24 protein-coding genes are annotated in these 24,429 nt (G+C 60.4%); 17 read left to right on the top strand and 7 right to left on the bottom strand.

The window, feature by feature from the left end:
* Positions 1-91 precede the first annotated feature (91 nt).
* The 4 genes from QEH54_RS04840 to rph form a co-directional block, all read right to left on the bottom strand.
* On the bottom strand, positions 92-478 hold the full coding sequence (locus tag QEH54_RS04840; protein WP_309017506.1) for a DCC1-like thiol-disulfide oxidoreductase family protein: 387 nt from the start codon (positions 476-478) through the stop codon (positions 92-94).
* 268 nt (positions 479-746) lie between these two features.
* Entirely contained in the window at positions 747-1,622 is an 876-nt protein-coding gene (gene sucD, locus QEH54_RS04835) for a succinate--CoA ligase subunit alpha (protein ID WP_309017505.1), read from the bottom strand.
* A gap of 24 nt (positions 1,623-1,646) precedes the next feature.
* Positions 1,647-2,834: an ADP-forming succinate--CoA ligase subunit beta gene (gene sucC, locus QEH54_RS04830; RefSeq protein WP_309017504.1), complete on the bottom strand. Its 1,188-nt coding sequence runs from the start codon at positions 2,832-2,834 to the stop codon at positions 1,647-1,649.
* Between the two features lie 120 nt (positions 2,835-2,954).
* Positions 2,955-3,713, bottom strand: coding sequence for a ribonuclease PH (gene rph, locus QEH54_RS04825; protein WP_309017503.1), 759 nt, complete (start codon positions 3,711-3,713; stop codon positions 2,955-2,957).
* A 157-nt stretch (positions 3,714-3,870) separates the two neighbouring features.
* On the opposite strand from rph, the gene QEH54_RS04820 reads away from it, so the two are divergent.
* A complete protein-coding gene (locus QEH54_RS04820; protein ID WP_309017502.1) occupies positions 3,871-4,578 on the top strand; it encodes a DUF1573 domain-containing protein in 708 nt (235 codons plus the stop codon).
* Between the two features lie 103 nt (positions 4,579-4,681).
* On the opposite strand, the gene purB is transcribed toward QEH54_RS04820, so the two are convergent.
* Positions 4,682-6,118, bottom strand: a complete 1,437-nt coding sequence (gene purB, locus QEH54_RS04815) for an adenylosuccinate lyase (RefSeq protein ID WP_309017501.1) — start codon at positions 6,116-6,118, stop codon at positions 4,682-4,684.
* Positions 6,119-6,317: 199 nt separating this feature from the next.
* Between purB and QEH54_RS04810 the strand changes: the two genes are divergently transcribed.
* The 3 genes from QEH54_RS04810 (at position 6,318) to QEH54_RS04800 (ending at position 10,300) form a co-directional block, all read left to right on the top strand.
* The gene (locus QEH54_RS04810; RefSeq protein ID WP_309017500.1) at positions 6,318-7,028 is read left to right on the top strand and encodes a sulfotransferase; all 711 of its coding nucleotides are present in this window, start codon (positions 6,318-6,320) and stop codon (positions 7,026-7,028) included.
* 64 nt (positions 7,029-7,092) lie between these two features.
* Positions 7,093-8,691, top strand: a complete 1,599-nt coding sequence (locus QEH54_RS04805) for a hypothetical protein (protein WP_309017499.1) — start codon at positions 7,093-7,095, stop codon at positions 8,689-8,691.
* Positions 8,663-10,300, top strand: coding sequence for a hypothetical protein (locus QEH54_RS04800; protein ID WP_309017498.1), 1,638 nt, complete (start codon positions 8,663-8,665; stop codon positions 10,298-10,300). Before QEH54_RS04805 ends, QEH54_RS04800 begins: the two co-directional genes overlap by 29 nt.
* Here QEH54_RS04800 and QEH54_RS04795 read toward each other — a convergent pair.
* A complete protein-coding gene (locus QEH54_RS04795; protein ID WP_309017497.1) occupies positions 10,297-11,121 on the bottom strand; it encodes a glycerophosphodiester phosphodiesterase family protein in 825 nt (274 codons plus the stop codon). The two genes, QEH54_RS04800 and QEH54_RS04795, sit on opposite strands and share 4 nt — an antisense overlap.
* Before the next feature lie 131 nt (positions 11,122-11,252).
* Between QEH54_RS04795 and QEH54_RS04790 the strand changes: the two genes are divergently transcribed.
* From QEH54_RS04790 to QEH54_RS04760, 7 genes are all read left to right on the top strand, one after another.
* Positions 11,253-12,584, top strand: a complete 1,332-nt coding sequence (locus QEH54_RS04790; protein ID WP_309017496.1) for an LTA synthase family protein — start codon at positions 11,253-11,255, stop codon at positions 12,582-12,584.
* Positions 12,585-12,586: 2 nt separating this feature from the next.
* Positions 12,587-14,074, top strand: a complete 1,488-nt coding sequence (locus tag QEH54_RS04785) for a hypothetical protein (RefSeq protein WP_309017495.1) — start codon at positions 12,587-12,589, stop codon at positions 14,072-14,074.
* Positions 14,075-14,175: 101 nt separating this feature from the next.
* Complete coding sequence (locus tag QEH54_RS04780; RefSeq protein ID WP_309017494.1) at positions 14,176-15,228, top strand: Gfo/Idh/MocA family oxidoreductase; 1,053 nt, start codon at positions 14,176-14,178, stop codon at positions 15,226-15,228.
* 40 nt (positions 15,229-15,268) lie between these two features.
* Positions 15,269-16,015: a sugar phosphate isomerase/epimerase gene (locus QEH54_RS04775; protein ID WP_309017493.1), complete on the top strand. Its 747-nt coding sequence runs from the start codon at positions 15,269-15,271 to the stop codon at positions 16,013-16,015.
* Between the two features lie 102 nt (positions 16,016-16,117).
* Positions 16,118-16,387 carry a MoaD/ThiS family protein gene (locus tag QEH54_RS04770; RefSeq protein ID WP_309017492.1) on the top strand — a complete coding sequence of 90 codons (270 nt, stop codon included), beginning with the start codon at positions 16,118-16,120 and terminating at the stop codon, positions 16,385-16,387.
* Between the two features lie 33 nt (positions 16,388-16,420).
* A complete protein-coding gene (locus QEH54_RS04765) occupies positions 16,421-16,798 on the top strand; it encodes a hypothetical protein (protein WP_309017491.1) in 378 nt (125 codons plus the stop codon).
* A gap of 73 nt (positions 16,799-16,871) precedes the next feature.
* Positions 16,872-17,996 (top strand): exo-alpha-sialidase, encoded by a 1,125-nt coding sequence (locus QEH54_RS04760; RefSeq protein WP_345785638.1) that lies wholly within the window; start codon positions 16,872-16,874, stop codon positions 17,994-17,996.
* A gap of 69 nt (positions 17,997-18,065) precedes the next feature.
* On the opposite strand, the gene QEH54_RS04755 is transcribed toward QEH54_RS04760, so the two are convergent.
* On the bottom strand, positions 18,066-19,331 hold the full coding sequence (locus QEH54_RS04755) for an HDOD domain-containing protein (RefSeq protein ID WP_309017489.1): 1,266 nt from the start codon (positions 19,329-19,331) through the stop codon (positions 18,066-18,068).
* Positions 19,332-19,728: 397 nt separating this feature from the next.
* On the opposite strand from QEH54_RS04755, the gene QEH54_RS04750 reads away from it, so the two are divergent.
* From QEH54_RS04750 to gndA, 6 genes are all read left to right on the top strand, one after another.
* The gene (locus tag QEH54_RS04750) at positions 19,729-20,943 is read left to right on the top strand and encodes a molybdopterin molybdotransferase MoeA (RefSeq protein ID WP_309017488.1); all 1,215 of its coding nucleotides are present in this window, start codon (positions 19,729-19,731) and stop codon (positions 20,941-20,943) included.
* 32 nt (positions 20,944-20,975) lie between these two features.
* Positions 20,976-21,479: a cyclic pyranopterin monophosphate synthase MoaC gene (gene moaC, locus QEH54_RS04745; RefSeq protein ID WP_309017487.1), complete on the top strand. Its 504-nt coding sequence runs from the start codon at positions 20,976-20,978 to the stop codon at positions 21,477-21,479.
* Positions 21,476-21,715: a MoaD/ThiS family protein gene (locus tag QEH54_RS04740; RefSeq protein ID WP_309017486.1), complete on the top strand. Its 240-nt coding sequence runs from the start codon at positions 21,476-21,478 to the stop codon at positions 21,713-21,715. Before moaC ends, QEH54_RS04740 begins: the two co-directional genes overlap by 4 nt.
* Positions 21,716-21,752: 37 nt before the next feature.
* Positions 21,753-22,226, top strand: coding sequence for a molybdenum cofactor biosynthesis protein MoaE (locus tag QEH54_RS04735; protein ID WP_309017485.1), 474 nt, complete (start codon positions 21,753-21,755; stop codon positions 22,224-22,226).
* A gap of 63 nt (positions 22,227-22,289) precedes the next feature.
* Positions 22,290-22,544: a hypothetical protein gene (locus QEH54_RS04730; RefSeq protein WP_309017484.1), complete on the top strand. Its 255-nt coding sequence runs from the start codon at positions 22,290-22,292 to the stop codon at positions 22,542-22,544.
* 312 nt (positions 22,545-22,856) lie between these two features.
* Positions 22,857-24,359, top strand: a complete 1,503-nt coding sequence (gene gndA, locus QEH54_RS04725; protein WP_309017483.1) for an NADP-dependent phosphogluconate dehydrogenase — start codon at positions 22,857-22,859, stop codon at positions 24,357-24,359.
* Positions 24,360-24,429: the final 70 nt, after the last annotated feature.

Below are 24,429 nucleotides of genomic sequence, written 5' to 3'. Positions count from 1 at the left end.
TCGCCGTAGGACGCCGCGGAGCCTTGATCCTGCATAGCGGCTGACTGGGCCAGTCAGCCCTACCGCCTGCCTAGTTATATGAAAAATCCCCTCAATCCAAAAATCGGCTCCGCTCCTCCGGAGTCGGGATGCGACAGGCTTCCTTTTTCCCGAAATAGCGATAGCGACGCCTGGCGAACCAGTCGTAGGCCAGATCGCGCCACTCGACCGGAATGATTATAAGTGGATAAAACACCCACCAGATCCCGCCCAGAGTCCGAGCGATCTTCAGCAAAGCCGTCGTGCGAAACGTGAGCGTTTTCCCATCGAAGAAGCTGATCGTATCCAGGTTTTCCCGACATTCATCCGACAGGTAGCGCTTCGCGGCTTCCCCTTGGATCGGGGCGAAGCGGAGCTGCTCTCGCTCGTCGAGCTTGAGCAGCAAGTCCACCGACTTGTTGCACACGCCGCACACCCCATCGAAGAAAACGATCTTCATAACACTCCCAGTTTCTAAATATAACGCCCAAGAGCAAGCAACCTCGAAGGTGGAACGGCTCGTCCCCGAGACGTTCAAGAAACGCGGATCAAGACGCAACGGTCGCCTCGGGGACGAGTCGACCCACCCGCTGGCAAAGGAGAAATACCCCGATTTCATCCAAGGTGGGGCGACTTCTCCGAAGACGCCCTCTGACACGAACATAAAAAAGGCCGGACCCGTTTCCGGATCCGGCCTTCAAGCAAATGTGTTTTCCGATCGAGCTGCTTTACTTGCCCCAAGCGGTGAGCAGGGCCTGTCCCATGTCGCTCGGCGTCTTGGCTACCACGATGCCAGCGTCTTCCATAGCCGCGATCTTTGCCTCCGCGGTGCCGCTGCCACCGGAGACGATGGCCCCTGCGTGGCCCATGCGACGGCCGGGAGGAGCGGTGGTGCCAGCGATGAATCCCGCCACCGGCTTCTTGACGTGCTCCTTGATGTAGGCCGCGGCTTGTTCTTCCGCATCGCCGCCGATTTCGCCGATCATCACGATCGCTTCGGTGTCCGGATCTTCGTTGAACAGCTTGATGGCGTCGGTGTGGCTGGTGCCGTTGATGGGGTCGCCGCCAATGCCGATGCAGGTCGACTGGCCGTAGCCAAGGCTGGTGACTTGCCAAACCGCTTCGTAGGTCAAAGTGCCGGAACGGGAAACGATGCCCACTGTACCCGGTTTATGGATATAGCCGGGCATGATGCCGATCTTGCACTCGCCAGGGGTGATGACGCCTGGACAGTTCGGACCGATCAATCGGGCATTGGACTCGAGCAGCTTGCGCTTCACGATGGCCATGTCCTTGACGGGGATGCCTTCGGTGATGGCGATGATGAGCTCGATGCCAGCGTCGATGCACTCCAAAATGGAATCCGCCGCGAACGGAGGCGGAACGAAAACGCAGGCCGTGTTGGCTCCTTCGTTCTCCACCGAAGCCGCTACCGTGTTGAAGATCGGCACGGAGCTTTCAAATTTCTGCCCACCCTTGCCCGGGGTGACGCCTGCTACGACTTTGGTTCCGTACTCCATGCACTGCTTGGCATGGAAGCCGCCGGACTTGCCGGTGATCCCTGTGAAAACGACGCGGGTGTTTTTGTTTACGAGAACGCTCATTGTATCAAATTCCTGGTTACGGTTTTACTTGGCTGCTACGATATCGACGATCTTGCGCGCTGCGTCCGCCAAGCAATCTGCCGAGGTGATTTCGATCCCGCTCTCCGCGAGCAATTTCTTACCCATTTCCACGTTGGTGCCTTCCAAGCGGACCACCAATGGCTTGTCGAGGCTGACCGCTTTGGCCGCCGCGATGATGCCTTCGGCGATCACGTCGCACTTCATGATGCCACCGAAAATGTTTACCAGGATGCCTTCGACCTTGGGGTCGCTGAGGATGATCTTGAAAGCGGCGGTGACTTGCTCCGCGTTTGCTCCGCCTCCCACATCAAGGAAGTTGGCCGCTTCGCCACCGACATGATGGATGATGTCCATGGTGGCCATGGCCAGGCCAGCGCCGTTTACCAAACAAGCGATGTTTCCGTCGAGCGCGATGTAGTTGAGATGGTACTTGGAAGCTTCGATCTCCTTGGGATCCTCTTCGTTGAGATCGCGCATGGCCACGATGTCCGGCTGGCGGTAGAGGGCGTTTCCATCGAAGCCCACCTTGGCGTCGAGGGCGCTCACGCCGCCGTCCGCGGTGCTGATCATGGGGTTGACCTCCACCATGTCGCAGTCCTTTTCCCAGAACATCTTGTAGAGATTGAGGATGAGTTTGGCGCAGGCCGCGGCCTGCTTGCCTTCGAAGCCGAGCTGGTAGGCGATCTTGCGAGCCTGATAGGCCTGCAGTCCGATGGCTGGATCGACCACCGCCTTGAAGATGCGCTCCGGCGTTTCCTCCGCTACGGTTTCGATATCCACGCCGCCTTCGGTGGAAGCGACCACCACCGGCTTCGAGGTGGCGCGATCAACCAGAATGGCGAGGTAGTACTCCTTCACGATGTCGGCGCCTTCGGTGAAGTAGACGGTCTGCACCTGACGGCCCGCCTCGCCGGTCTGGATGGTCACCAGCGTATTGCCGAGCATCTTGTTGGCGTATTCGATGGCCTCTTCCTTGGTCTTGGCCAGCTTCACGCCGCCTTTGAAGCCGTCGGTGAACGTCCCCTTTCCGCGTCCGCCCGCGTGTATTTGGGATTTCACGACAATCAGGCCTTTCTCCAGACTGTCGATGCATCTCCCAAACTCCTCCGGCGAGCTTGTGGCGGCCCCCTTTGGACAAGGGATGCCGTATTCTTCAAATAGCTGTTTCGCTTGGTATTCGTGGATGTTCATTTGCTTTGCTCGAAAATGGCGGGTGAAAACGAGGGAGAGATTCCTTTATCAATCTCTTGCGGTCGAAAGCGAGCGCGAATCCGAATCGACGATTGTTTCAAGTCCAGAAACGCCCAGGGGTTACAAACTCAAGTTTCCAAGCAATCGTTTCGTCAGAAACGACGCCTGCATGCCGGAAAGCTCCTTTATTCCTTTCTGGGCCAGAGCGATGAGCTGGGTGAGCTCCGACTCCGAAAAGGTGGCCTCCTCCCCAGTGCCCTGCAGCTCGACGAACTCGCCCTTGCCGGTCATGACGACGTTGAAATCTACGCTGGCGTCCCGATCCTCCAGATAAGGCAGGTCCAGCACCGGCTGGCCCTGATAGATGCCGACGCTCACCGCCGCGACGGAGTCGCGAAACGGATTTTCCTGCAGGACCTTTTCATCAATCAGCTTTTGCACGGCCAGTCGCGAAGCAAGATAAGCGCCGGTGATGGAAGCAGTGCGCGTCCCGCCATCGGCCTGCAACACATCGCAGTCCACCCAGAGCGTGTGCCCGGGCAGTTTCTGCAGATCGATCACCGCCCGTAGCGACCTGCCGATCAGACGCTGGATCTCCACCCCGCGTCCGTCCTGCTTGCCACGGGTCGAGTCGCGCTGCTTTCGATCGAGCGTGCTGTAGGGGAGCATTGAATACTCGGCCGTCAACCATCCGCCCGAAACGTTCTGGGCCCGCATCCAGCCCGGCACCTTCTTCTCAAGCATCGCGCCGCAGATCACCTTGGTATTTCCGAAGCTCACCAGCACCGAGCCAGTGGCGTTCGCAGCGAAATCCGCTTCGAAGGAAATGGGACGAAGGGCATCGCAGGGGCGCCCGTCGGGTCTAGAAAATGAAGTCATGAGCGGACAAGACAATCCCTCGCGGCAGCCAACTCAAGCGATTAGTTGAGCGGCACGCATTTCCAACAGCGTTGGCAATAGTTCGCAGGTCCCGAGCGTTGCCGAACAAAGAAAGAATTGAACTTTTCGCCCTTCAGGGAATCATTTGCTTTCAAGCATGAATACAACGCGCCCCTTTTCATTCATATTTCTAATGCTTCGATTGGCCAGCATCAGCGCCGCCACTGCGGTCGGCCTTCAGGCCGCCGCCCAGAGCCTGGAATGGGACAATACCAAACAGAGCTTCGAGACGGAGTTCGGTCAGGAGGAGGTGAAAGCCACCTACGCCTTCACCAATACCGGAAGCGCCCCCGTCGAGATCGCCCAAACCAAGTCCACCTGCGGATGCACCGTGCCGTCGCTGGACAAAAAGGTCTACCAACCAGGCGAGAGCGGAGAGCTGACTGCCATCTTCACCGTGGGATCGCGACAAGGCCCTCAGCACAAGATGATCTCCGTCCGAACCCTGGAGGCGGGCGAAGAGCAGAGCTACGAACTGGTGCTGGAGGTCGACATCCCCATCCCCGTCGCGCTCAAGCCGCGGGTCCGCTTCTGGAAAGCGGGCAGCGAGCCCAAACCGCAGGAGGTGCTCATTTCCTTCCACGAGAAGATCCCCATGAGCATCGATGGCGTGAAGCGCATGGATCCGGCGGCCGAGAAGCAGTTTGACTACGCTTTCGAAACCATCGAGGAAGGGCAGCAGTACCGCATGACCATCACCCCGCTCACCGCAGATACCAAAACCCGCGAAGTGTTCTACCTGGTCAGCGATGACGACGAAACCGACCTGCTGGCAAAGTACCCGATCTACCTTTACGTGCGCTAGACGGCCCTTCGCCCCACGGAACTGAACGAAAACGCCGTCCCCGGAAAATCGGGAACGGCGTTTCAAATAAAGGGAACAAGCCTGAGCCGAAGGGCGACCCCTTCTACAGCAAGCTGCCGGGCTTCACCTTCGTCGCCTCGGGAAACTTCTTGCTCCACTTCGCCACCGAGCGCTTGAACTGGTCGACCTGCTTGGGAGCCGCCCCTACGAAACGGGCGGTTTCGGAAAGCAGCTTCTCCAGCTGCTTCAGGTCCAACGGAATGCGCTCGTCGTCCGCTAGGCGCTCAGTGAGCTTGGCCTGATCGGGACGGCCCTCGCGGATCTCCTTGCTGGCGGCAAGGGCGTTTTCCTTGATAGCCAAATGAGCCGTTTCGCGACCTGCTCCCGCCTTCACCGACTCCATGAGGATCGTGGTGGTGGCGAGGAAGGGCAGCTGCACCGCGTTTTCCGCGGCAATGGCCTTTTCGAACGCCCCCATCTGGCCGAGCACCGTCAGGTAGGCCTCCATCAGACCGTCGATGGCGAAAAACGCGTCCGGCAGCATCACGCGGCGCACCACCGAACAGGAGACGTCGCCTTCGTTCCACTGACCTCCGGTCAAACCCGCCGCCATTGCAGCGTAGCCTTTCAAGATCGTACCGAAACCATGGATACGCTCGCTGGTGCGACAGTTCACCTTGTGCGGCATGGCGGAGGAGCCGACCTGCCCCTTCTTGAAACCTTCCGTCATCAGACCCTGTCCTGCCATGAGGCGAACCGTGGTGGTCATGTTCACCGCGGCGGACGCGAGCTGCTCCAAGGCAGTCACTGTATCGAGATCCACACTACGCGGGTAGACTTGGCCGACGTTGTCCATCACGCGTCCGAAGCCGAGGTGCTTGACGATCTTGGCTTCCAGGTCCGCCACCTTCTTGGCGTCGCCTTCGAACAGCGTCTGCTGATCGAGCTGCGTGCCGACTGCGCCTTTCAGCCCGCGAGCTGGATAGCGGTTGGTCAGATCGTCCAAGCGCTCCAGTCCGATCAACAGCTCCTGGCCCGCCATGGCGAGGCGCTTCCCGAGGGTAGTGGCTTGGGCTGGCACATTGTGGGTGCGACCGGTGATCATCAGATTCTTATACTCTACGGCGCGTTCGGAGAGCTTGCTCAAGCTGGCCACCGTCTTCACTCGGATCAGCTCCAGAGCGCGCAACACCTGCAGCTGCTCCACGTTTTCCGTCAGGTCGCGGCTGGTCATGCCGAGGTGGATGAACTCGTAGCCAGCGAGGCCGTTGAACTCCTCGATGCGAGCCTTCACGTCGTGCAGCAGCTGGCGCTCGCGAGCGTCGATCGACTTCAAGTCGATCTGCGTCTTCACCTTCTCGTAAGCCTTGATGGCCTTGTCCGGGATCTTCAGCCCCAGCTCGCGCTGGGCCTTCATCACCGCGATCCAATAGTCACGCTCGATCAGGATGCGCCCCTCGGGCGACCAAATTGCCTTCATCGCGCCGGAAGCGTATCGCTCCGCAAGCACGTTCGTAATCACTGACTGTTCCTTTGGCATGAGAAAAAAGAGCCCAAACCTTACGCCCCCCGCAACCCAAGGAAAGCTTTTTCCCACCACCCGCCACCCACCCGGCGCAACTCTTATTTGCAACGTTGCAAATTTGCGTTGCGCCTTTGGGAAAGCGCACAAAAGCCTTGGCTCGCCAGCCGGGCTTCCCCAAAACCCCCAGCGAGGACCAAGCATCCAAACCACCACCATGGCCGACTCCCAACCACGAACCATCGCCATCGAGCTGAGCACCATGCGCTCGGGCTCCACGCTGCTGAAGGCTCTGATGTCCGCGGCCCCGGACATTTCCAGCCTGCCGGAGATTAATTTCACCAAGTTCCAGTCCGCCGACGCGGTGCAGAGGATCCACGCCCTCTGCGACGAGCGCATCATCGTGCTGAAGCGTCCCGCCTGGTTTCACGACGCCTCGCGCTACCCCAAGCTCCCGTCGGTCCCGCAGACCCGCCAGCTGGTGCTCACTCGCGACGTGCACACCAACGTGGCCTCGCTGCGCAAGATGGTCTTTCGCAAGCTCGAGCCGCATATGCCCAAAGGCCCCATCGACCGATGGCTGGCCAAGCGCTATTGGTCGCCAGCCTACGACTCCCTGCTAGCTCGCTTCCCCCACGACGCGAAACGCAACTTCTGGGTGCGCTACGAGGACCTGGTGGCGGAGCCGATCAAATGGACCGAGCGGATCTTCGCCTTCCTCGGCTCGGAACGAACGCAGGGCGTCGACTCCTATCCGCCGCCCAAGAACTACGACTGGAAGTGGGGCACCGACGACGGGGGGGACAAGATCAAGTCCCTCAAAGTGCAGGCCAATCCCATCCCGCAGCGCTCGATGGACATCCTGGAGCGGGTGAAGGGCATCCCACGGGTGGCCGCCACGCGGGAGCGGCTGGGCTACGGGGCGTGACGGATCAGCGCCTCCCCCGAGAGCAAGACTTCCCCGACAACAAGAAACACCGGAAACCACTTCCATGCCATCGCCGCTTCTTCGCTTCCCCGGTTCCACGAGCCCTGCGATCAGACTTGGCATCTGCCTCGCCGCCACCCTGGCCACCCTCTACCTCGTGGCCTCGCTGGCCCACAGCCACTACAATCGCGGCGAACATGGTCTGCCCGCTGGGTGCGACGAGTTTGGCTATCTGAACATGGCTCGAGCGATCGATGCAGGCTCCACCTTCGGCAACCACGCGGAGCGCCCCTTCATCGACGAGCTATTGATCGACCTTCGTAACCAGTTTCCCACTACAAACCACTTTCGATGGGCCGTCGCTCCGCACGCGTACCATATCGATCAGTCCGGGCAGAAAATCATCAACCAATACCCGCCTGGGGTCGGACTGATGCTGGCGCCGCTGCCGATCGAGGCGCGCCGCGTCGCTTTCCCCGTGCTGTGCGCCGTGATCGGCGCCCTCGCCTTGGCCCTGGCGGGGACCCTCTTTTGGAACGGCAAGCTGACCGTTTGGCCCATCGTTCTCATCCCAGCCCTGGCGTTGACGCTGATTCAGTTCGACGCCATCCAGCTCGAGCTGATGCGCGTCGACTCCTTGGCCCCAACCTACGGACTGCTCATCGCCTCCGGCTGGCTGCTTCCCAAGCGTCCCGGCTGGAGCCTATTCCTGCTTTCGCTCACGGTGATCTTTCGCCTGCCCAACGCCCTGCTTTTCGCGCCGGCAGGGCTAGCCGCGCTTTTCCTCAGCGAAGGCAGGGAACGGCGTATCCAAAAAACAATCGCACGAGCCCTAAAACTCGCCTTGCCCATCTTCCTCAGCGGCTTCGGGCTGTATCTCCTCTACGCCTACCTGCTGCTGGGAAACCCCTTCGCCATCACCTACTCGACGCTCGATCAAGCCTTCGCCAGCGAAGGCGGTCTAGCCAGCAACCTGCGCTTCTATTTCGTCGACAAAACGTCGTGGCTCGGGCCTCACCTGTTCGCCATCGCCTTGCTGCTGGGCGCTTGCCTGATCAAGCCCCGGCAACTCAAATGGTTTCTCTTCGGCCTCGCGTTGATCGGTTTCAACTACGCCTTCTACCTCTCGCACAAGGTGCAGATCGACTACTACCCCTACGCCAGCTCGCTCTTCTGCATCGGGCTCGCCTTGGCGTTCCTACCGTACGAAAAGGCCGGTCCGCGGCTTCGCATCGCTCTGGGCGCGGCGTCCTTGGCGCTGCTTGTCTATCTCGCCAGCGTCGCTCATCCGCCCGCCCGAAACGCGCCGGAGTCCTTCCGGGCGAAGCAGGAGCAGCTGCAAGCCGAGTTCGGTGGCTACGACGTGGTCTGGGCAGAGCATCGGTCGGGCACCGTCGAATACGCCACCAACAAGGCGGGCTTCCGCTACAATTGGGGAACGCAAAAGGCGCGAAGCTACATCATGAATTGGCTCAGGGAACGGGGCTACCGACAAGCGATCTGGGCATCCGACCAAGACATGCCTCCGGAAAGCGAAATCGCCCACCTTCTCGAAAAGGCCAACATCCCCTTTGAAATCGTAGAAAGCGAAGCCACCGGCACGCGTTTTGTAATCCCTCCTGCCTCCCTCTCCGATGACTCCCAAACTCAAGACCCTCGCTGAGCGCCTGCAATCGCCCGTCTTTCGTAGGTATTTCTGGATACTGGCCTACCTCGCGGTCGGCGTGGCCTACCTCGCGGCCTTGCTGCCCAACCAGCAATGCGGCGTGGGCTTCACTAGCATGCTAGCGGTGGGCGACCACTTTTACGACGACGCCACCGACGCCTTCAAGGAGGCTGCTCCGCGGGTTTTCGAAGACAGCTTCGGCTACGACGCCCAGTTCTACGCCCAGATCGCCCTGGACCCGACCCTGCAGGATCCGCAGTTGGATAAAGGCGTCGATACGCTGCGCTATCGAGCCCGTCGCATTCTGATGCCCGCCTTCGCGTGGGCCCTCGGCGGCGGGGATCCGGCAAGCATCGTGCGCGTCTATCCGCTGATCAATCCGATCTGCTGGTTCGTCTGCGCCCTGCTGCTTCTGCGATGGCTGCCGCCAACCGGTATCCAAAACTTCATACGCTGGGCCGGCATTCTGCTTGGATGGGGATGGATCATGAGCACGGAACGCTCGCTCACCGATGGTCCGGCGGCGACCCTCACCGTGCTGGCGGCCTTTTTCATCGCTCGAAACCGCTACACCAGCGGGGCGCTGGCCATCGCCGCTTCAGCTCTAGCAAAGGACGTCAGCCTGTTCGCTGGTCTCGCCATCTTCGAAAAGCGTCCCACCTTCCGCAGCGCGGCGCTGCGCTTCGTAGGGCGCGGGCTGATCTGCGTGACCCCGCTTTTTCTCTGGATGCTCTACGTCGACAGCGTCGCTCCGGCCCAGCAATCCTCGTTTCTGGGCAGCGGCAACTTCGCGCTGCCCTTTCAGCAAATCGGTCTAAAGCTGGCGGAGCAATGGGGCTACTGGACCAGCGGCTTCTTCGGCGACGCCCGCTTCCTGCTCTGCTTCATCGGCATCGCCACGCACATCGTATTCATGTTTCTGCGACCGCGCTGGTCGGATCAATGGTGGCGCATCGGCATCAGTTTCGCGGCGCTCGCCGCGGTGCTCGGCCCGGCCGTCTGGGAGGGCACGCCCGGAGCGGCCCCACGCGTGCTGCTGGTGCTGCACATCGCCTTCAATCTGCTCGTACCCAAAACGCGGATATGGCTGCCGGTGCTACTGCTGGGAAACGTGAGCGTGATCGACTTCCACCGCATCATGCAGCCGCCAGAGCTCTCGGTTCGCTCGCAGCTGTGCATCGAACAAGGCCGATTTCTCACCGAAAAGGACGGCTTCTACGCTTCCGCTCTGCAGCTCACCTTTCTCGACGGCTGGCATCAGGTGGAGATCGGCGGCGAGTTCGCTCGCAAGTGGACCAAGGACGAGGCGTCGCTGGAGCTTTTCAACCACTCGAGCAAGCCGCTCACGGCGCATCTGGTCCTGCGACTCGACTCGCACTATCAGCGACGCACGTTCATCGATTGGAACGGAGAGAGGGTCGCAGACTTCCAGCACGGCAACCGCTTGACCGACTTCCCGATCGGGGAAATCGTCATCGAGCCGGGCGGCAATGCCCTGACCATCAGCGGCGACGGCCCGGCTCGGCAGCCCAACGAGGAGGACACGCGACGCCTAGGGGTCTCCTTTTTCCACCTCTTCCTCAGCCCATCCGACAACGAGCGCTAAGGCCCGTCCTGGGACGAGCTCCTCGCCGGCAGAAAGTCGGTGTAGACCTGAGTCACGCCCCACCTGTCGCGCAGCTCACGCCACTCCGCCGGCGAGTTGATGGTGTGAGCGTAGGTCGAGATGCCCAGCTCCGAGAGACGCAAGGCATGGCCGTCCTTGACGAGATCGCGCGGCATGCAGACGGCAAACAGGTCGCGGCCTTCCAGCTCCTCGACGATCCTGGCGATGTTCTTGCCATGGCTGTAGTTGTACAGCGTCCAGATAATGCTCTCGAAGCCCAATGAGCGGACGATCTCATATTCGTTCGGCCGGTAGATCTGGGGATAGATTCGCGAGGCCAGCTCCGGCATCTCCTCAGCCATCAATCTCAAGGCCTCCAGGCTGTTGCTCTTCACATCCGTCACGATCTTGAGCCGCGGATTCTCCATCATCAGCTCCTTCAACTCCAGCAGGGTGAGCAAATGGAAGGCGGCCCCGTTGCGGGCCTGTTTGAAGGCCTCCAGATCCAGCGGCTCCGGCACCTCGCTCCCGACCAGTCGACTGAAGTTGCTCTCCCAGTCGTGGATGCAAACCAGGGCCCCGTCCGCGGTCCAGGAGAAGTCGAGCTCGACCAGCTCGAAGCCCCTTTCCAGGCTGGACAGGATGGCCTCCTTGGAGTTCGTGTAGATCTCTCCGCCGATCCCGCCGCCCGCATGGGCCACCCTAGGCAAGGGCTCGACCAGGACCGGCTCGGTCGACAGCATGGACCAGGCCTTGAAGAGGAAACCCGATAGGGCGATCGCCAACGAGGCCGCGAAACAGATGAGACTTACCCTTAACACGGGTTTCTGGCTACACCTCGCTCCGACAGGATTCCAGCACTTTCGCCTCGGTTTCGAGCTCCAGGCAAAGAAAGCCTTGAACTGGAAGGGCTCAACCATTGCCTTCCCTCTGTAACATTCCCGACACGAATTTGAGACGACGCCACCAGATCCCCCGTTTCCGCCAGAGACTGCTTTTCGGACTTTGGCTTCTCCTTTGCGCAGCGGCACTGCTCTATTTCGGAACCAATCCCAGCTGGGGGAGAATCAAAGCCAGGCACTCGAACAAGCTCATCGTCCTGGATGTCGGCTATTTCGGATACGCCTGCTTCGACACCTACCGCTCGATCCGAAACTGGATCGCCGAGGCTGGTCTGGCGCTCGCCGACGCAGAGGACTACCGGTCCTACCTTTCGAAGATTCGAACCAGGCGGGCGACAACTCCGAGGGCCGCCGCCACCCCGCAGCGAAAGCACGTCATCTACCTGCAAATGGAATCGGTCGACGGCATCAGCGTGACCGCAGACTACCAAGGCGAGCCAGTGATGCCCTTTCTAAAAAGTCTTACCAAACGCTCGATTTTTCTTCGCAACGCCCTGGACAACTCCTCGTCAGGCCGCACCACCGACGGGGAATTCCTCGCCCTTTGCTCGCTGCCGCCGATCGCGGGCAAGCCCGCCTACACCAACTACGAGCTCGACAAGATCCCCTCGATGCCCCGAACCCTAAACGCGGCCGGCTACTACACGTTTTCCCTTCACGGAAACAACAGCAACTTCTGGAATCGCGGCAACGCGCATCAAAGCCTTGGATACAAGGACTCGTTCTACTTCGACACGCTCGACCAGTCGGAGCGCATCGGCTGGGGTATCTCGGACGAATCCGCTCTCAAGCAAGCGGCCCTCAAGATCAAGGCCGCAGCCTCCGACGGCCCCGTCTTCGCCCACCTCATCCTGCTCACCAACCACCACCCCTACCACCACGTTGGCGAGCGATTAGGGGAACCAAAAAACGACCTGGCGCTCGACCACATCGATTCGATTCGGTACGTGGACCGATCCATCCAGTCCTTCTTCGAGTCGCTTGAGAGCTTCGGCATCCTCGAGGACTGCGTCATCGCCATCTTCAGCGACCACGACAGCGCCATCGAACCGCTGCTCAAAAAAGCCTACACAAACGAGGATCCTCCGATCTGCAAGGATACGATCCCCGTCATCCTCTACGGATTGGACAGACCTGCGAAAACCTACTACAAGATGGCAGGGCTTCAGGACGTGCCAGTCATCGTGCTCGATTCGCTTGGTATCGAAATCCCACATACATTCACGGGAAACACCCTCGATACGACGCTGCCGACGCTCAACCCCAAAGGCCTATCCTATTTCATCGAAGAGCAATCGCTGCACAAGCGCCCCATTCCCGTAAACGTGTCGGACCTAACGAAGCTCGCCTTGCGCTACCCCGAGAAGCTGCAGCCGAAATGACGATGAATCTCTATAGAATCTTTCTGGCTAGCATGCTCGCGCTCAGCTGCGTCGGGCTCATGCTCGGGCACCGCGGCCCTCTCAAGGAGCAAACCCTGACCATCTCCTTCGAAAGCGGAAAACGTTTCCAGCAGTCGCAAGTTTTCGAATACAAATCCGACAACGTTCACGTTCGAGGCAGAGTCGCTTTGGACGCCGAGCAACAGCGCCTCCACGTGACCGGCGACTATACCAGCCGCCAGGACCTCGAAGACGGGATCAATCTCGCCTTTCAGCTCTACGATCCTAGAGGCAGATTGCTCTTCAAGGAGGGAAAGCGCAGCCCGTTTCAAAAGCGGGACTCGCAGTCCATCGCCACCTTCGACTACACCGTTCGCCTCGACGAGCTAGGCGCCGACGAGCCCGCCAAGGCGGTTGTCATGCAGTTCAACTACGTGAAGGAGCTCGAATACTGGGCCGATCAGAAGTTTCCCGATTGGGAGTTTCCCGCCTTGAAGATCAAAGGGGTGGACTTGCTCAATCCAGTTCAGGTCTCCTTTTCCTGGACGCCGTGGCTGGCGCCCAAAGGCATCTCGATCTATGGACTGCATCGCTTCTCCATCCGCAGCTCGCTGGCCAAAGCGGATCAATACCAAGCCTCGATGGAATCCTACTACGCCCCCGATCGGACGCGGAAAGAAAACGATCGACACGCCATCGACCCACAACGGATCGACAGGTCCCAATTCGCCCTGACGCAGCTTTCGTTCGATCGCTACGGTCCCGTCAAGCGCCGCCTTGGATTCCTGCTGGAAGACGTGCGCTGGCACAACCGCCCGAACAACCACTATCGATCCAGCTGGGTCATCCCGATTTGGGCCCACACCGCGATCGCGCTCTTCTCGATGGGCGTCATCACCCTGATCTTCCATTTCTCCAGCAAGTCGGAAAACGTCGTCGCGAAGCGCTTGCTGGCGGCGTTGGGCGCGTTCGCCGCCCTCCTCTTCGCACTGGAGTTCCTCTCTCCCCTTCTCGCGACCTACCTCGCCATGTACCTCATGGCGCTTTGCTTCTACCTGTGCAGAAATGTTGGATACAAGATCTACTGGGTGGTCCTCCTGTTCGTCATCACTCAGGAGGCGCTCTGGAACGCCCTGCACGCGAACCAAATGGTGCTGCCCTACGGCACCGGCATATCCATCGCTTCAGCGGCCATCCTGCTCGCCCCGCTCGTTCTGATCAAGAGACGCTGGCTGGCGATGGCGCTTGGAAACCTTGCAATCGCGCTCGGAGCAGCCTACTACTTCACCGCAAATCAATACTACGGCTTCTTCAACGATTTCCCCACCTGGAATTTGCTGAGCTACGCGTCGCAAGGACTCCAAGTCATGGACTCGATCGCCGAGCTCTTCAAAGAGGGGCACAGCATTGTCGGAAGCTCCATCCTCGTCGCTTTGCTCGCCATAAACAGCGAAGCCCTGACCCCAAGACCGAGCAAGTCTACTGCGTGAGTCGAGCTTGTCTGGCGTGGCGGGCGGAGCGAGTCTAACACGATCTGAAAGAATCCCGGCCACCCCGGTCCAGCAAGCGAAACCAAAAACGGCACTCCACCATGCAGAGACTCAGATTCGGAATCATCGGTTCAGGAAAGATCTCCCAGTACAGCGCCCAGTCCATCGTCAATCACCCGCGGGCCGAGCTCACAGCGGCTCAGGACATCAACCGCAAGCGAGCCGAACAGCTCGCCAGCGCCTTCGAGATCCCCCATTGCTTCACCGAGGCCAGCGAACTCTTCGCTTGCGACGAGGTGGACGCGGTCTACATCGCGGTGCCCAACAAGTATCACGCCGAGCTGTCCATCGCCGCCATGCGTGCGGGCAAGCACGTGCTGCTCGACAAGCCGTTCGCCATGAACGCCCAGGAAGCGGAGGAAGTGCTGCGCGTCTCCGAAGAGACAGGACAGCTTTTCGCGCTCGGCATGAACCAGCGCTTCAACGAAAACTCCCAAAAGATCAAAGCGGTCGTGCAAAGCGGGGCCTTTGGCGAAATCTACTACGCCAAGGCCTACTGGATGCGCCGAGAGGGCATCCCTCGACTGGGGACCTGGTTCGGCAGCAAGGCCCTCGCCGGAGCAGGCTCCATCTACGACATCGGCGTCCACCTGCTCGACCTCTCCCTCTATCTGATGGACAACTTCGAGCCGGTCTCGGTCTTCGGATCGACCTATACCAAGTTCGGAAACCGGGGTCTGGGCGAAAGCGACTGGGGCCTTTCGGACAAGACCGACTCCATCTTCGACGTGGACGATCTAGCCGCGGCTATGATCAAACTGAAAAACGGGGCCACGGTCTGCCTGGAAACCTCCTGGGCCTCCCATATCCCGGAAAACGAACGCCTCAATGTCGAGCTCTTCGGCACCGACCTCGGGGCTAGCGTGTATCCAGCCAAGCTATACAAGCGCGACCCGCTGGACGCCGACTATCGCACCATCGAAAACATCGCCGCGAAACCGGGCTTGCCCCACTGCGACCGTTTTCACAACTTCATCAACCACCTCTTCGAGGACGAGCCCTTGATCGTCAGCGGGGAACAGGCCCTCGCCGTGCAACGCATCCTCGACGCCATCGCCGAATCCTGCCGCTCCGGCAAGTCGATCGACCTCTAGCCCAGCCTTCCCAACGCCACGAACTTCGCACCCACCCCCCATGGCCCTACTCGACACCCTCGCCGTTCAATCCTACTGCTTCCGCGAATTCAAGGAGAGCGCCGAAGTCGCCTCCAAGACCCGCGAGATCGGACTCGACCACATCGAAGTCTGCGAGCTCCACGCGGATTTTCGAAACCCCAACGAATGGAAACGCATCGTGGAGATCTACGAGAGCTTCGGCGTATCCATCGTATCCATCGGAGTGCAAACCTTCGACGGAAACGAAGACGACGAATCGTTTTTCGAATGCGCCGCCATCGCGGGAGCCAAGCACATATCGGCCCACTTCAAAGTCGGCACCTTTCCCAAAGCCGTCGCCCAAGTAAGATCCTGGTGCGACAAGTACGGCATCAAGGTCGGCATCCACAACCATGGCGGCTATCTCTTCGGGGGATCGCCCGACGTGGTCGAACAGCTCATCGGGCTAGGCTCGCCGCAAGTCGGTCTTTGCATGGATACCGCCTGGGCGTTGCAGATCGGCCCAAACAACGGAAACCCCATCGACTGGGCCAACAAGTATTCGGAATTTCTATACGGAATCCACTTCAAGGACTTCGTCTTCGATCGGAACGGAGCGTGGAAGGACACAGTCGTGGGGGACGGCAACCTGGATTTGCCGAAGCTGCTCGCCACCCTCAAAGCTCAGGGCTTCGACGGCGTGGGCATTCTCGAATACGAAGCCGACCCGGAAAATCCAGTGCCAGCCCTTAAGGCCTGCGTGGAGAAGATGCGTTCCCTAGCGTAGCGACGCTGGCGGATTCAGCTCCCCCCTCAGGCCGAGTGAATACCCTTGCCCTCGGCCTCGAGCCTTGCGCTAGCGACCTCAGGCGCTAGGCTTGAGGTTCCTGTGCCCAAGCTTTGTTTTACCTCCAACCTGCAGCGCCACGTGGAGAGCTCCGACCTTATCGTCGATGCCAGTCGCGTGGTGGACGCTCTTGAAGTCGCGTTCGCGAAACGCCCTCGTTTGCGCGGCTACATTCTCGACGATCAAGGCTGCTTGCACCGGCACATGGCGATCCTGGTAAACGGAGTCGCCATCCGCGATCGAGAGAAGCTCGAGACTCCCGTTCGACCCGACGATGAGATATTCGTCGTTCAAGCCCTATCCGGAGGCTAGCCGCCTCCCTCAATCCTCCAACTCGCTCACACCATGAAAACAAATATTGCCGACCTGCCCACCGTTATGGAAGGGCCAGAAACCTCCATGCGCCGTCAAACCAAGCTGGGCGACATGGACGTCACCTACCTCGAGCTTCCGAAAGGGACCGACTTCGGACCGTTGCTGAAAGGCCTTTCCAACGACAGCTGCCACTGCCCCCATTGGGGCTACCTCATCGAAGGCGTTTTCCGAATCGACTACGACGACGGCTCGGTCGACTCCTTGGAAAAAGGCGATGCCTTCTACCTGCCCGCTGGACACACCGCCTTGGTCGAGGAAGACATCAAATGCGTCATGTTCAGCCCCGACCACACCCACACCGAGGTGCTGGAACATGCCCTGTCAAACATGGCGAAACTGGCAGAATAAACGTCAACTCCCGCCCAAGGACGCGTCTCGCAAGCGCCTCTGCGCCGAAGACGCGTCGTGGACCAACTCACCGATGAAGAAGACGATCCGACTGCTGCTCGCCACGCGCAAAGGCCTGTTCGAACTCGAACCGCAAACCGAGGCCGCATGGTCCGTTTCCGACACCGCCTTTCTCGGCGACCCTGTCACGCTGGCCTTCCACGACTCCCGCTCAGGCCATGCCTACGCCGCCCTCAACCACGGCCACTTCGGGGTGAAACTTCACCGCCGGCTCGCTGGGCAATCAGATTGGCAAGAAATCGAAACGCCCGCCTACCCGCCCTTTCCCGAGGGCAGGGAACCGGATCGCTGCCCGTTTCGCGGCATCGAAATCCCCTGGAAGCTGGAGCAGATCTGGGCCCTGGCCCCCGGCGGCGAGGACCAACCGGGGCGAATCTGGTGCGGCTCCCTGCCTGGAGGCTTGTTCAAGTCGGACGACCATGGCGACTCGTGGCAGTTCGTCGACTCCCTATGGAACGTGCCCGAACGAGCGAAGTGGGCCGGAGGCGGCTACGACTTTCCGGGGATCCATTCCATCGCCGTCGATCCTCGGGATTCGCGCCGCGTGGTCGTCGGCATCTCCTGTGGCGGCATTTGGGAAACGAGCGACGATGGAGGAACCTGGAAACTGATCGGCCAAGGCCTGCGAGCCGAATACATGCCCCCGGAGCTCGCCTACGATCCCGTCGCTCAGGATCCGCATTACCTGGTCTCCTGCCCCGCCCAGCCCGAACGGATCTGGGTGCAGCACCACAATGGCATCTTTCGCTCGGACGACGGGGGAAAAACCTTTTCCGAGATCAAAGACGCTGGGCCGAGCGTCTTCGGCTTCGCAGTGGCCGTGCATCCCCAAGATCCGGATACAGCGTGGTTCGTGCCCGCGATCAAGGACGAGCAGCGTATCCCGGTGGACGGGAAACTCGTGGTCACCCGCACCCGAGACGGGGGAAAGCATTTTCAGACGCTTGGAAACGGGCTCCCGCAGACCCATGCCTACGATCTGGTCTACCGGCATGCCCTCGCCGTCGACGACACCGGAGACCGCCTGGCATTCGGCAGCACCACTGGCTCGCTTTGGACCAGCGACGATCAGGGCGACACCTGGCAACTCGCCAGCGCCCACTTTCCGCCAATCAACAGCGTGAGCTTCTACCAGTAGAAAACAGCGGGACGACTCCCGGCCCAGCCAGAAAGCCGCGCCGCACTGGAGCATCAAGCCATCAACGAGCTATTCGTCGAACTCGTATGCGAATTCTGGCGACAAGCCGAGCTTCTCGGCCAGCTCCTCGTTCAAGTTGTCTCCAGAATAGCATGACACACCGTGGTTCGCGTGAGCGGCCACGTTCGAGAAATGCAGCAGGCTGGTGGGGCAAAAGTCCTTTTCCGCCACCTTCAGCGGCTCGTGGTGGAAGGAGACCGCGCGAACGATCACTTCCGGCAGGCCCCACATGGAGAAGAGGAATCCGCCCACCCCAGCGTGGTCGCAGCCGTAGTTGGCGCGCTCGAGGCGCCAGCACGGCGTGCCGGAATCCACGGATTGGCCCATGAGGTCGGCGTAGTCGTTTCCTTTGGCGGCGAGCAAAACCAGCTTTCCCAAGTCGTGCAGCAAGGCCAAGCTGCTGATCTGCTGCACCAGCTTGAGGTTTTTGACGTACTTGCGCATGCGCAACCCGTACTGGCTCGCTTCGATCGAGTGCTGCAGCACCGCGTTGGCCAGCTCCTGCAATCCCGGGCTGAGACGAAGCTGCTTCTTCGCCAGCTCGGTGATGGCCAGATTGCGCACGAAATCCATGCCCATCAGCTGCAAAGCCTCTTCCAAGGTGTCCACTCCGCCGGCCGAACCGTAGAAGGCGGTGTTCGCCACCTGGAGCACCGTGGCCACCGCAGTGGGGTGCTTCTTGATGATCAGCGCCAGGGTGTCGATGTCGCACTGCGGATCGTCCGCCGTCTTGAGCAGCTCCTGCATCGGTTGGGTGTTCACGTGCAGCTGCTTGGTCTCCCGAACGATGTTGGCCACCTCGGGTCGACGGATGCGCAGATGCGTCACTAGAACCTGACGAATCGCCAAATCGAGCTCCTCGGGGGCGACCGGTTGCTGCAAACGTCGGTGCATGAGGCCGACCGCCTTGCCCATTTCCCGCTTGTCCGCCTCCTTGTAAAGCAGCAGGCGCAGGGAGTTGGGCGAAAGCTCCTTGGTCTTCTTCAGAAAGGAAATCCCATCGAGGTCTGGCAGAGAGACGCCAGCGACGAACACGTCCACGCGAGCTTCGCGAAGGGCTTTCAAACCCGCTTCGGCGCTGGAAGCGGTACGCACGACCCAACCGGATCGGTTCAGACCTGGACAACCACGCACGCTCTCGAGAAATCGCTCGTCCGATTCCACGATCAGCACGCTGACCAGCTTCTTACCATTCGTACTCATTAGGTTGATTGGCCCCATACCAGCGAGGTTCGCCCGGATGGCTTTCTCAACCTCGTCGTCGCGCGTAATCATCGGTACAGGAAGGCTTTATTCAGAAGACTTGATAAGCATCAATCGACACAAAACTTAAATTTGAAAGGGTTTTGACACATAAACCAGTCGCGGCCCTCACCCCCTAGGCAATAAGACGAATGGTCGATTTCAAACACTGCTGAGATCGATCCCCCCGTTATCCCTTTCGTAGATTCACGTATCGAAGAAACAGCCTAGAAACGGGCGGACGCGAAGGCGATCGCGGACTGGAAATCCGCGACGATGAGCGGGCCCTCCCACGAACGCCCGTGGCGCAGCTCGGGGCGCGGGCTAGAGGATGCGGTCCGGAGCCCCGCGGAAGACAGCTCAGTCTACCGTCAATCGCCCCTAAAAGGATTTATTTGCCCATTGCCAAAAAGCGCGAACACTTCGACGCGTGATCACAGTACAGGAAGCCGAAAAACTCATCCTCGACAATATTGGCCGCATCGGCGCCGAAACCGTTCCCATCACCGAAGCCGCTGGACGATCGCTGCAGGAGCCCTTGACCGCCGATCGCCCCCTGCCCCCTTTCAACCGAGCCGCCCTGGATGGCATCGCCATCTCCAGCTCCGCCTACAACATGGGAGCGCGCGTCTACCCCGTGGAAGGCGTCGCAGCGGCGGGCGCCCCTCCGCTCGAACTCAAGGACTTCAAAGCCTGCATCGAGGTGATGACTGGCGCCGTCATGCCCACCGGCACCGACTGCGTCATTCCCGTCGAAGAGTACGAAATGACGAAAAAGGGGGCCAAGCTGCCCGACGGCATGATCGTGGAGTTTGGCCAGGGTATCCACGAGATGGGCACGGATTGCGATGAAGGAGCCGAGCTTCTGGCGCCTGGGATCGCCCTCACCGCGAAGGAGATCGCCATCGCCGCCTCCATCGGAAAATACGAACTTCGCGTATCGAAAAGCCCCCGCATCGCCATCATCTCCACCGGAAACGAGCTTGTATCCATCGTGCAAACACCGGAGCCCTACCAGATCCGTCGCTCCAACGATCTAACGCTCGCCACCGCGCTGGCGGCGGCTGGATACGGCGATACCGAACTGATCCACATCCCCGACGATCCCGAGCAGATCTCGAAAAGCATCAAGGACGCCATGTCGCGCTGCGACGCCCTGGTGCTCGCTGGCGGCGTATCCAAGGGCAAATACGACTACATCCCGGAGACGCTGGTAAAGCTCGGCGTCGCCATTCGCTTCCAGTGGGTGAGCCAGCGCCCGGGCAAGCCGATGTGGTTCGGCCAGTTTTCCCGAGAGCGCGAACGCCTGCCGGTATTCGCCCTCCCTGGCAACCCCGTTTCCTGCTTCACCTGCCTTCGCCGCTACGTGATCCCCGCCCTGGATAAATGGACCGATCGCCCCGCCCCGAGACCCTTCTACGTAAAGCTCGACCACGACCTCACCTTCAAACAGGAGCTCACGCTCTTTCTGCCAGTGGTGCTCGATCCGCGTCCGAGCGGCGAGCTCTGGGCGAAACCCGCGCTCTTCAACACCTCGGGCGATTTCAGCTCCGTCGCCAAAACCTCCGGTTTCATCGAACTGCCCCGAAAGCGTTCCGTCTTTCCTCAGGGCGAAGCCTTTCCCTACTACGAGTGGCCTAGCTGAGCCCGAACCGCCAACCGCACGCCGCCAATCCCATGCCCTTCACCCACCTCGACTCGAAAGCCCAGCCCCACATGGTCGACGTCACCGACAAAGCGGTGACGCGGCGCTCCGCGACCGCCCAGGCCCGCGTGCGCCTCACGCCAGAGATCATGGCCGCCTTCGATGGCAAGGAGCTGCAAAGCAAAAAAGGGCCCGTGTTCCACACCGCCATTCTGGCTGGCATCCAAGCCGCCAAAAAGACCAGCGACCTGATCCCGCTCTGCCATCCCCTGCCACTGACGAAATGCTCGGTCAGCATCGAGCCGACGAGCGATTCCTGCGTGGAAATTCGCGCCACCGCAATCACCGACGCCAAGACAGGCGTTGAAATGGAGGCGCTCTCCGCAGTCAGCGGGGCCGCCCTCACGCTCTACGACATGTGCAAAGCCATCTCCAAAGGCATCGTCATCGAAGACATCCGGCTGCTGGAAAAGACCGGCGGCAAGAGTGGCGACTACCATGCCGACGCCCCCACCAACCGAGCCGACACGCCGTGAAAGTTTCCATCCAATACTTCGCCCTCCTCCGCGAACAGCGCGGACTCGACCAGGAGGAGATCGACACCGACTCCGCCACCGCTGGCGCTCTCTACCAAGAGCTTTCCGAGCGACACGGGTTCACCTTGCCAGCCACCTCCCTGAAGGTCGCGCTCGATGACGACTTCGCCCAGTGGGACGACCGGCTGAGCGACGGCTGCAGCATCGTCTTCATCCCGCCCGTCGCCGGGGGCTGATCGCTCCCGAGAAGAGAACCCGCCACAGTCTTCAGCCATGTCCGGTCCAAGACCAACCCAGACCTCGCTCCGCTCGGAAACTCCAGCGTCCTTTGCGCTTTCCGCCGATCCGCTGCAACCCGAGCGCCTCAAGCAAACGCTGCTCAATCAGCATGCCGGGGCCCTGGCCACCTTCGAAGGCTGGGTGCGGAACCACAACGAAGGCAAGCCCGTCGATCGCCTTGAGTATTCCTCCTATCCCGAGCTCGCCAACAAGGAAGGGGCCAAGATCGTGCAGGAAGCCCAAGAGAGATTCGCCATCGACGGAGCCATCGCCTTGCACCGCACCGGCTTGCTGGAGATCGGCCACATCGCGGTTTGGGTAGGAGCCTGCGCCGCCCACCGAGACGCCGCCTTCGACGCCTGCCGCTACATCATCGAAGAAGTGAAGCGACGCGTGCCTATCTGGAAGAAGGAATACTACTCAGATGGAGTAAGCGCCTGGGTGAATTGTCACCAAGAGGCTAAATAGCATCCGCCACAGGTCGATAACCTAAAACGAAAACTTGCGGATATCGGTCAACGCATGCACTACGTGGAAAAGCTTCTTCAATCCCTCCAACCTCTGTACAACCAGCCATGGTTTCCCTATGCGCTGGGGCTGATAGGGCTGCTTTTCGCATACTCGGTCTTCATGACCCTGAAGTCGCTGCCCAAACTGGTGATGTATCCCATCATCCTCGCCACCGCAGTCATCGTCTTCATGAACTGGGTCTACCACCGCAACGAGCCGGAAATCCTCTCGCCCGTGGTGAACATGATAGCCCAGTTCCTGCCCACCGGAGTCTGAGCAGAACTCCACTCGGCCACGGCCGGAGTATCCGCTGCCGGAAAGGCGCCGCGGCCCATCGACGGCAGCAATTCTTCGATTTGCCGAAATTGGGGCCAATCCCTTGGCTCGAACGAACGTTGAGTTAAATATCGGCGCCAACGCTCACACAGTTTCCCAACAGTGGAATGCTCGAATTCCCCTCATGGAAGAAGCGAAATCCTCTCATGTTAGGCGAAATTCCAACAAATTCGCCAACACGAGGGGCTTTTTAGCGCTTGCTGGTCCGAGCAGACGGCGGTTTACTTCGCCCCTCAAAAAATCGATCCTACTATGTCGACAGAACAATCAGACATCGGACTCGTTGGCCTAGCGGTCATGGGTCAGAACCTTGCCCTCAATATCGCCGACCACGGCTTCAAGATTTCCGTCTACAACCGAACGACGTCCAAGACCGACGACTTCGTCGCCGCCCACCCGGACACCCCGGGCGGACTCTTCGGAGCCAAGACCCTGGAAGAATTCGTCCAGTCCCTCGAGCGCCCGCGCAAGATCATCATCCTGGTGCAGGCAGGCAAGGCTACCGACGCGGTCATCGCCGGTCTGACGCCGCTGCTGGACAAGGACGACATCATCATCGACGGAGGCAACGCCCTCTGGACCGACACCATCCGCCGCGAGAAGGAGCTCAGCGAGGCTGGATTCCGCTTCGTCGGATCCGGCGTTTCCGGCGGCGAAGAAGGCGCCCGCTTCGGTCCTTCCCTCATGCCAGGCGGAAAGGAATCCTCCTGGAACGAGCTCAAGCCCATCTGGGAAGCCATCGCGGCCAAGGTCGACGCCGACACCGGCAAGCCGATCGGCGGCGCCGCTCCGGGCAAGCCGGTCGAAGGCGGCGTGCCCTGCACCACCTACATCGGCGAAAACGGAGCCGGCCACTATGTCAAGATGGTGCACAACGGCATCGAATACGGCGACATGCAGACCATATGCGAAGCCTACTCCGTGATGTCCAAGCTGCTCGGCATGAGCCCCAAGGACATGTCGAAGGTCTTCACCGAGTGGAACGACGGCGTGCTGGATTCCTTCCTCATCGAAATCACCGCTGACATCCTCCAGCAAGACGACCCTGTCACCGGCAAGCCCTTCGTGGATATCGTGCTCGACACCGCCGGCCAGAAAGGCACCGGCAAGTGGACCAGCGTGAACGCCCTGGACATGGGCATCTCAGCTCCTTCCATCGCCGAAGCGGTCTTCGCTCGCTGCATCTCAGCCGTGAAAGAGGAGCGCGTGGCAGCCTCCAAGGTCATCGAAAAGAGCTATCCCGCCTTCGAGGGCGACAAGGAATCCTTCACCCAGGCCGTGCACGACGCCCTGTACTGCTCCAAGATCTGCTCCTACGCCCAAGGCTTCCAGCTCATGCGAGCCGCCCAGAAGGAGTACGACTGGGACCTGAACTTCGGAGAGATCTCCATGATCTGGCGGGGCGGCTGCATCATCCGAGCACGCTTCCTCCAGAAGATCTACGAGGCCTACCAGCGCGATCCTGACCTGGCCAACCTCCTGCTCGATCCGTACTTCAAGAGCGAGATCGATCGCTGCGAGGCCAACTGGCGCAAGGTGGTCTCCACCGCCGCCAGCCACGGCATCCCGATCCCGACCTTCATGTCCGCCCTGTCCTACTACGACAGCTACCGCAACGAGCGCCTGCCCGCCAACTTGCTTCAGGCCCAGCGCGACTACTTCGGCGCCCACACCTACGAGCGCGTCGACCAGCCCCGCGGGAAGTTCTTCCACATCGACTGGCCCGACCCGAAGCGCCCGCAGCTCGAGGCCTAAAGCCGGAGCGAAGCCTCCGGACTCGCTCGAACAACGCCTCCCTTTCCAGCCCGCGTCCCCCAAAGGACGC

The sequence above is a fragment of the Pelagicoccus sp. SDUM812003 genome, from assembly GCF_031127815.1.
Taxonomy (GTDB): domain Bacteria; phylum Verrucomicrobiota; class Verrucomicrobiia; order Opitutales; family Opitutaceae; genus Pelagicoccus.
Note: the sequence above shows the minus strand (reverse complement) of the source record. Positions and strands in the feature narration are given on the sequence as shown.

Coding starts and splice junctions, on each gene's coding strand:
- QEH54_RS04775 (WP_309017493.1), top strand. CDS start 15,269: ATGGCCCTACTCGACACCCTCGCCGTTCAATCCTACTGCTTCCGCGAA.
- QEH54_RS04805 (WP_309017499.1), top strand. CDS start 7,093: ATGCCATCGCCGCTTCTTCGCTTCCCCGGTTCCACGAGCCCTGCGATC.
- QEH54_RS04765 (WP_309017491.1), top strand. CDS start 16,421: ATGAAAACAAATATTGCCGACCTGCCCACCGTTATGGAAGGGCCAGAA.
- sucC (WP_309017504.1), bottom strand. CDS start 2,834: ATGAACATCCACGAATACCAAGCGAAACAGCTATTTGAAGAATACGGC.
- QEH54_RS04735 (WP_309017485.1), top strand. CDS start 21,753: ATGTCCGGTCCAAGACCAACCCAGACCTCGCTCCGCTCGGAAACTCCA.
- QEH54_RS04780 (WP_309017494.1), top strand. CDS start 14,176: ATGCAGAGACTCAGATTCGGAATCATCGGTTCAGGAAAGATCTCCCAG.
- QEH54_RS04810 (WP_309017500.1), top strand. CDS start 6,318: ATGGCCGACTCCCAACCACGAACCATCGCCATCGAGCTGAGCACCATG.
- QEH54_RS04755 (WP_309017489.1), bottom strand. CDS start 19,331: ATGATTACGCGCGACGACGAGGTTGAGAAAGCCATCCGGGCGAACCTC.
- QEH54_RS04840 (WP_309017506.1), bottom strand. CDS start 478: ATGAAGATCGTTTTCTTCGATGGGGTGTGCGGCGTGTGCAACAAGTCG.
- moaC (WP_309017487.1), top strand. CDS start 20,976: ATGCCCTTCACCCACCTCGACTCGAAAGCCCAGCCCCACATGGTCGAC.
- QEH54_RS04760 (WP_345785638.1), top strand. CDS start 16,872: ATGAAGAAGACGATCCGACTGCTGCTCGCCACGCGCAAAGGCCTGTTC.
- rph (WP_309017503.1), bottom strand. CDS start 3,713: ATGACTTCATTTTCTAGACCCGACGGGCGCCCCTGCGATGCCCTTCGT.
- gndA (WP_309017483.1), top strand. CDS start 22,857: ATGTCGACAGAACAATCAGACATCGGACTCGTTGGCCTAGCGGTCATG.
- QEH54_RS04785 (WP_309017495.1), top strand. CDS start 12,587: ATGAATCTCTATAGAATCTTTCTGGCTAGCATGCTCGCGCTCAGCTGC.
- purB (WP_309017501.1), bottom strand. CDS start 6,118: ATGCCAAAGGAACAGTCAGTGATTACGAACGTGCTTGCGGAGCGATAC.
- QEH54_RS04820 (WP_309017502.1), top strand. CDS start 3,871: ATGAATACAACGCGCCCCTTTTCATTCATATTTCTAATGCTTCGATTG.
- sucD (WP_309017505.1), bottom strand. CDS start 1,622: ATGAGCGTTCTCGTAAACAAAAACACCCGCGTCGTTTTCACAGGGATC.
- QEH54_RS04800 (WP_309017498.1), top strand. CDS start 8,663: ATGACTCCCAAACTCAAGACCCTCGCTGAGCGCCTGCAATCGCCCGTC.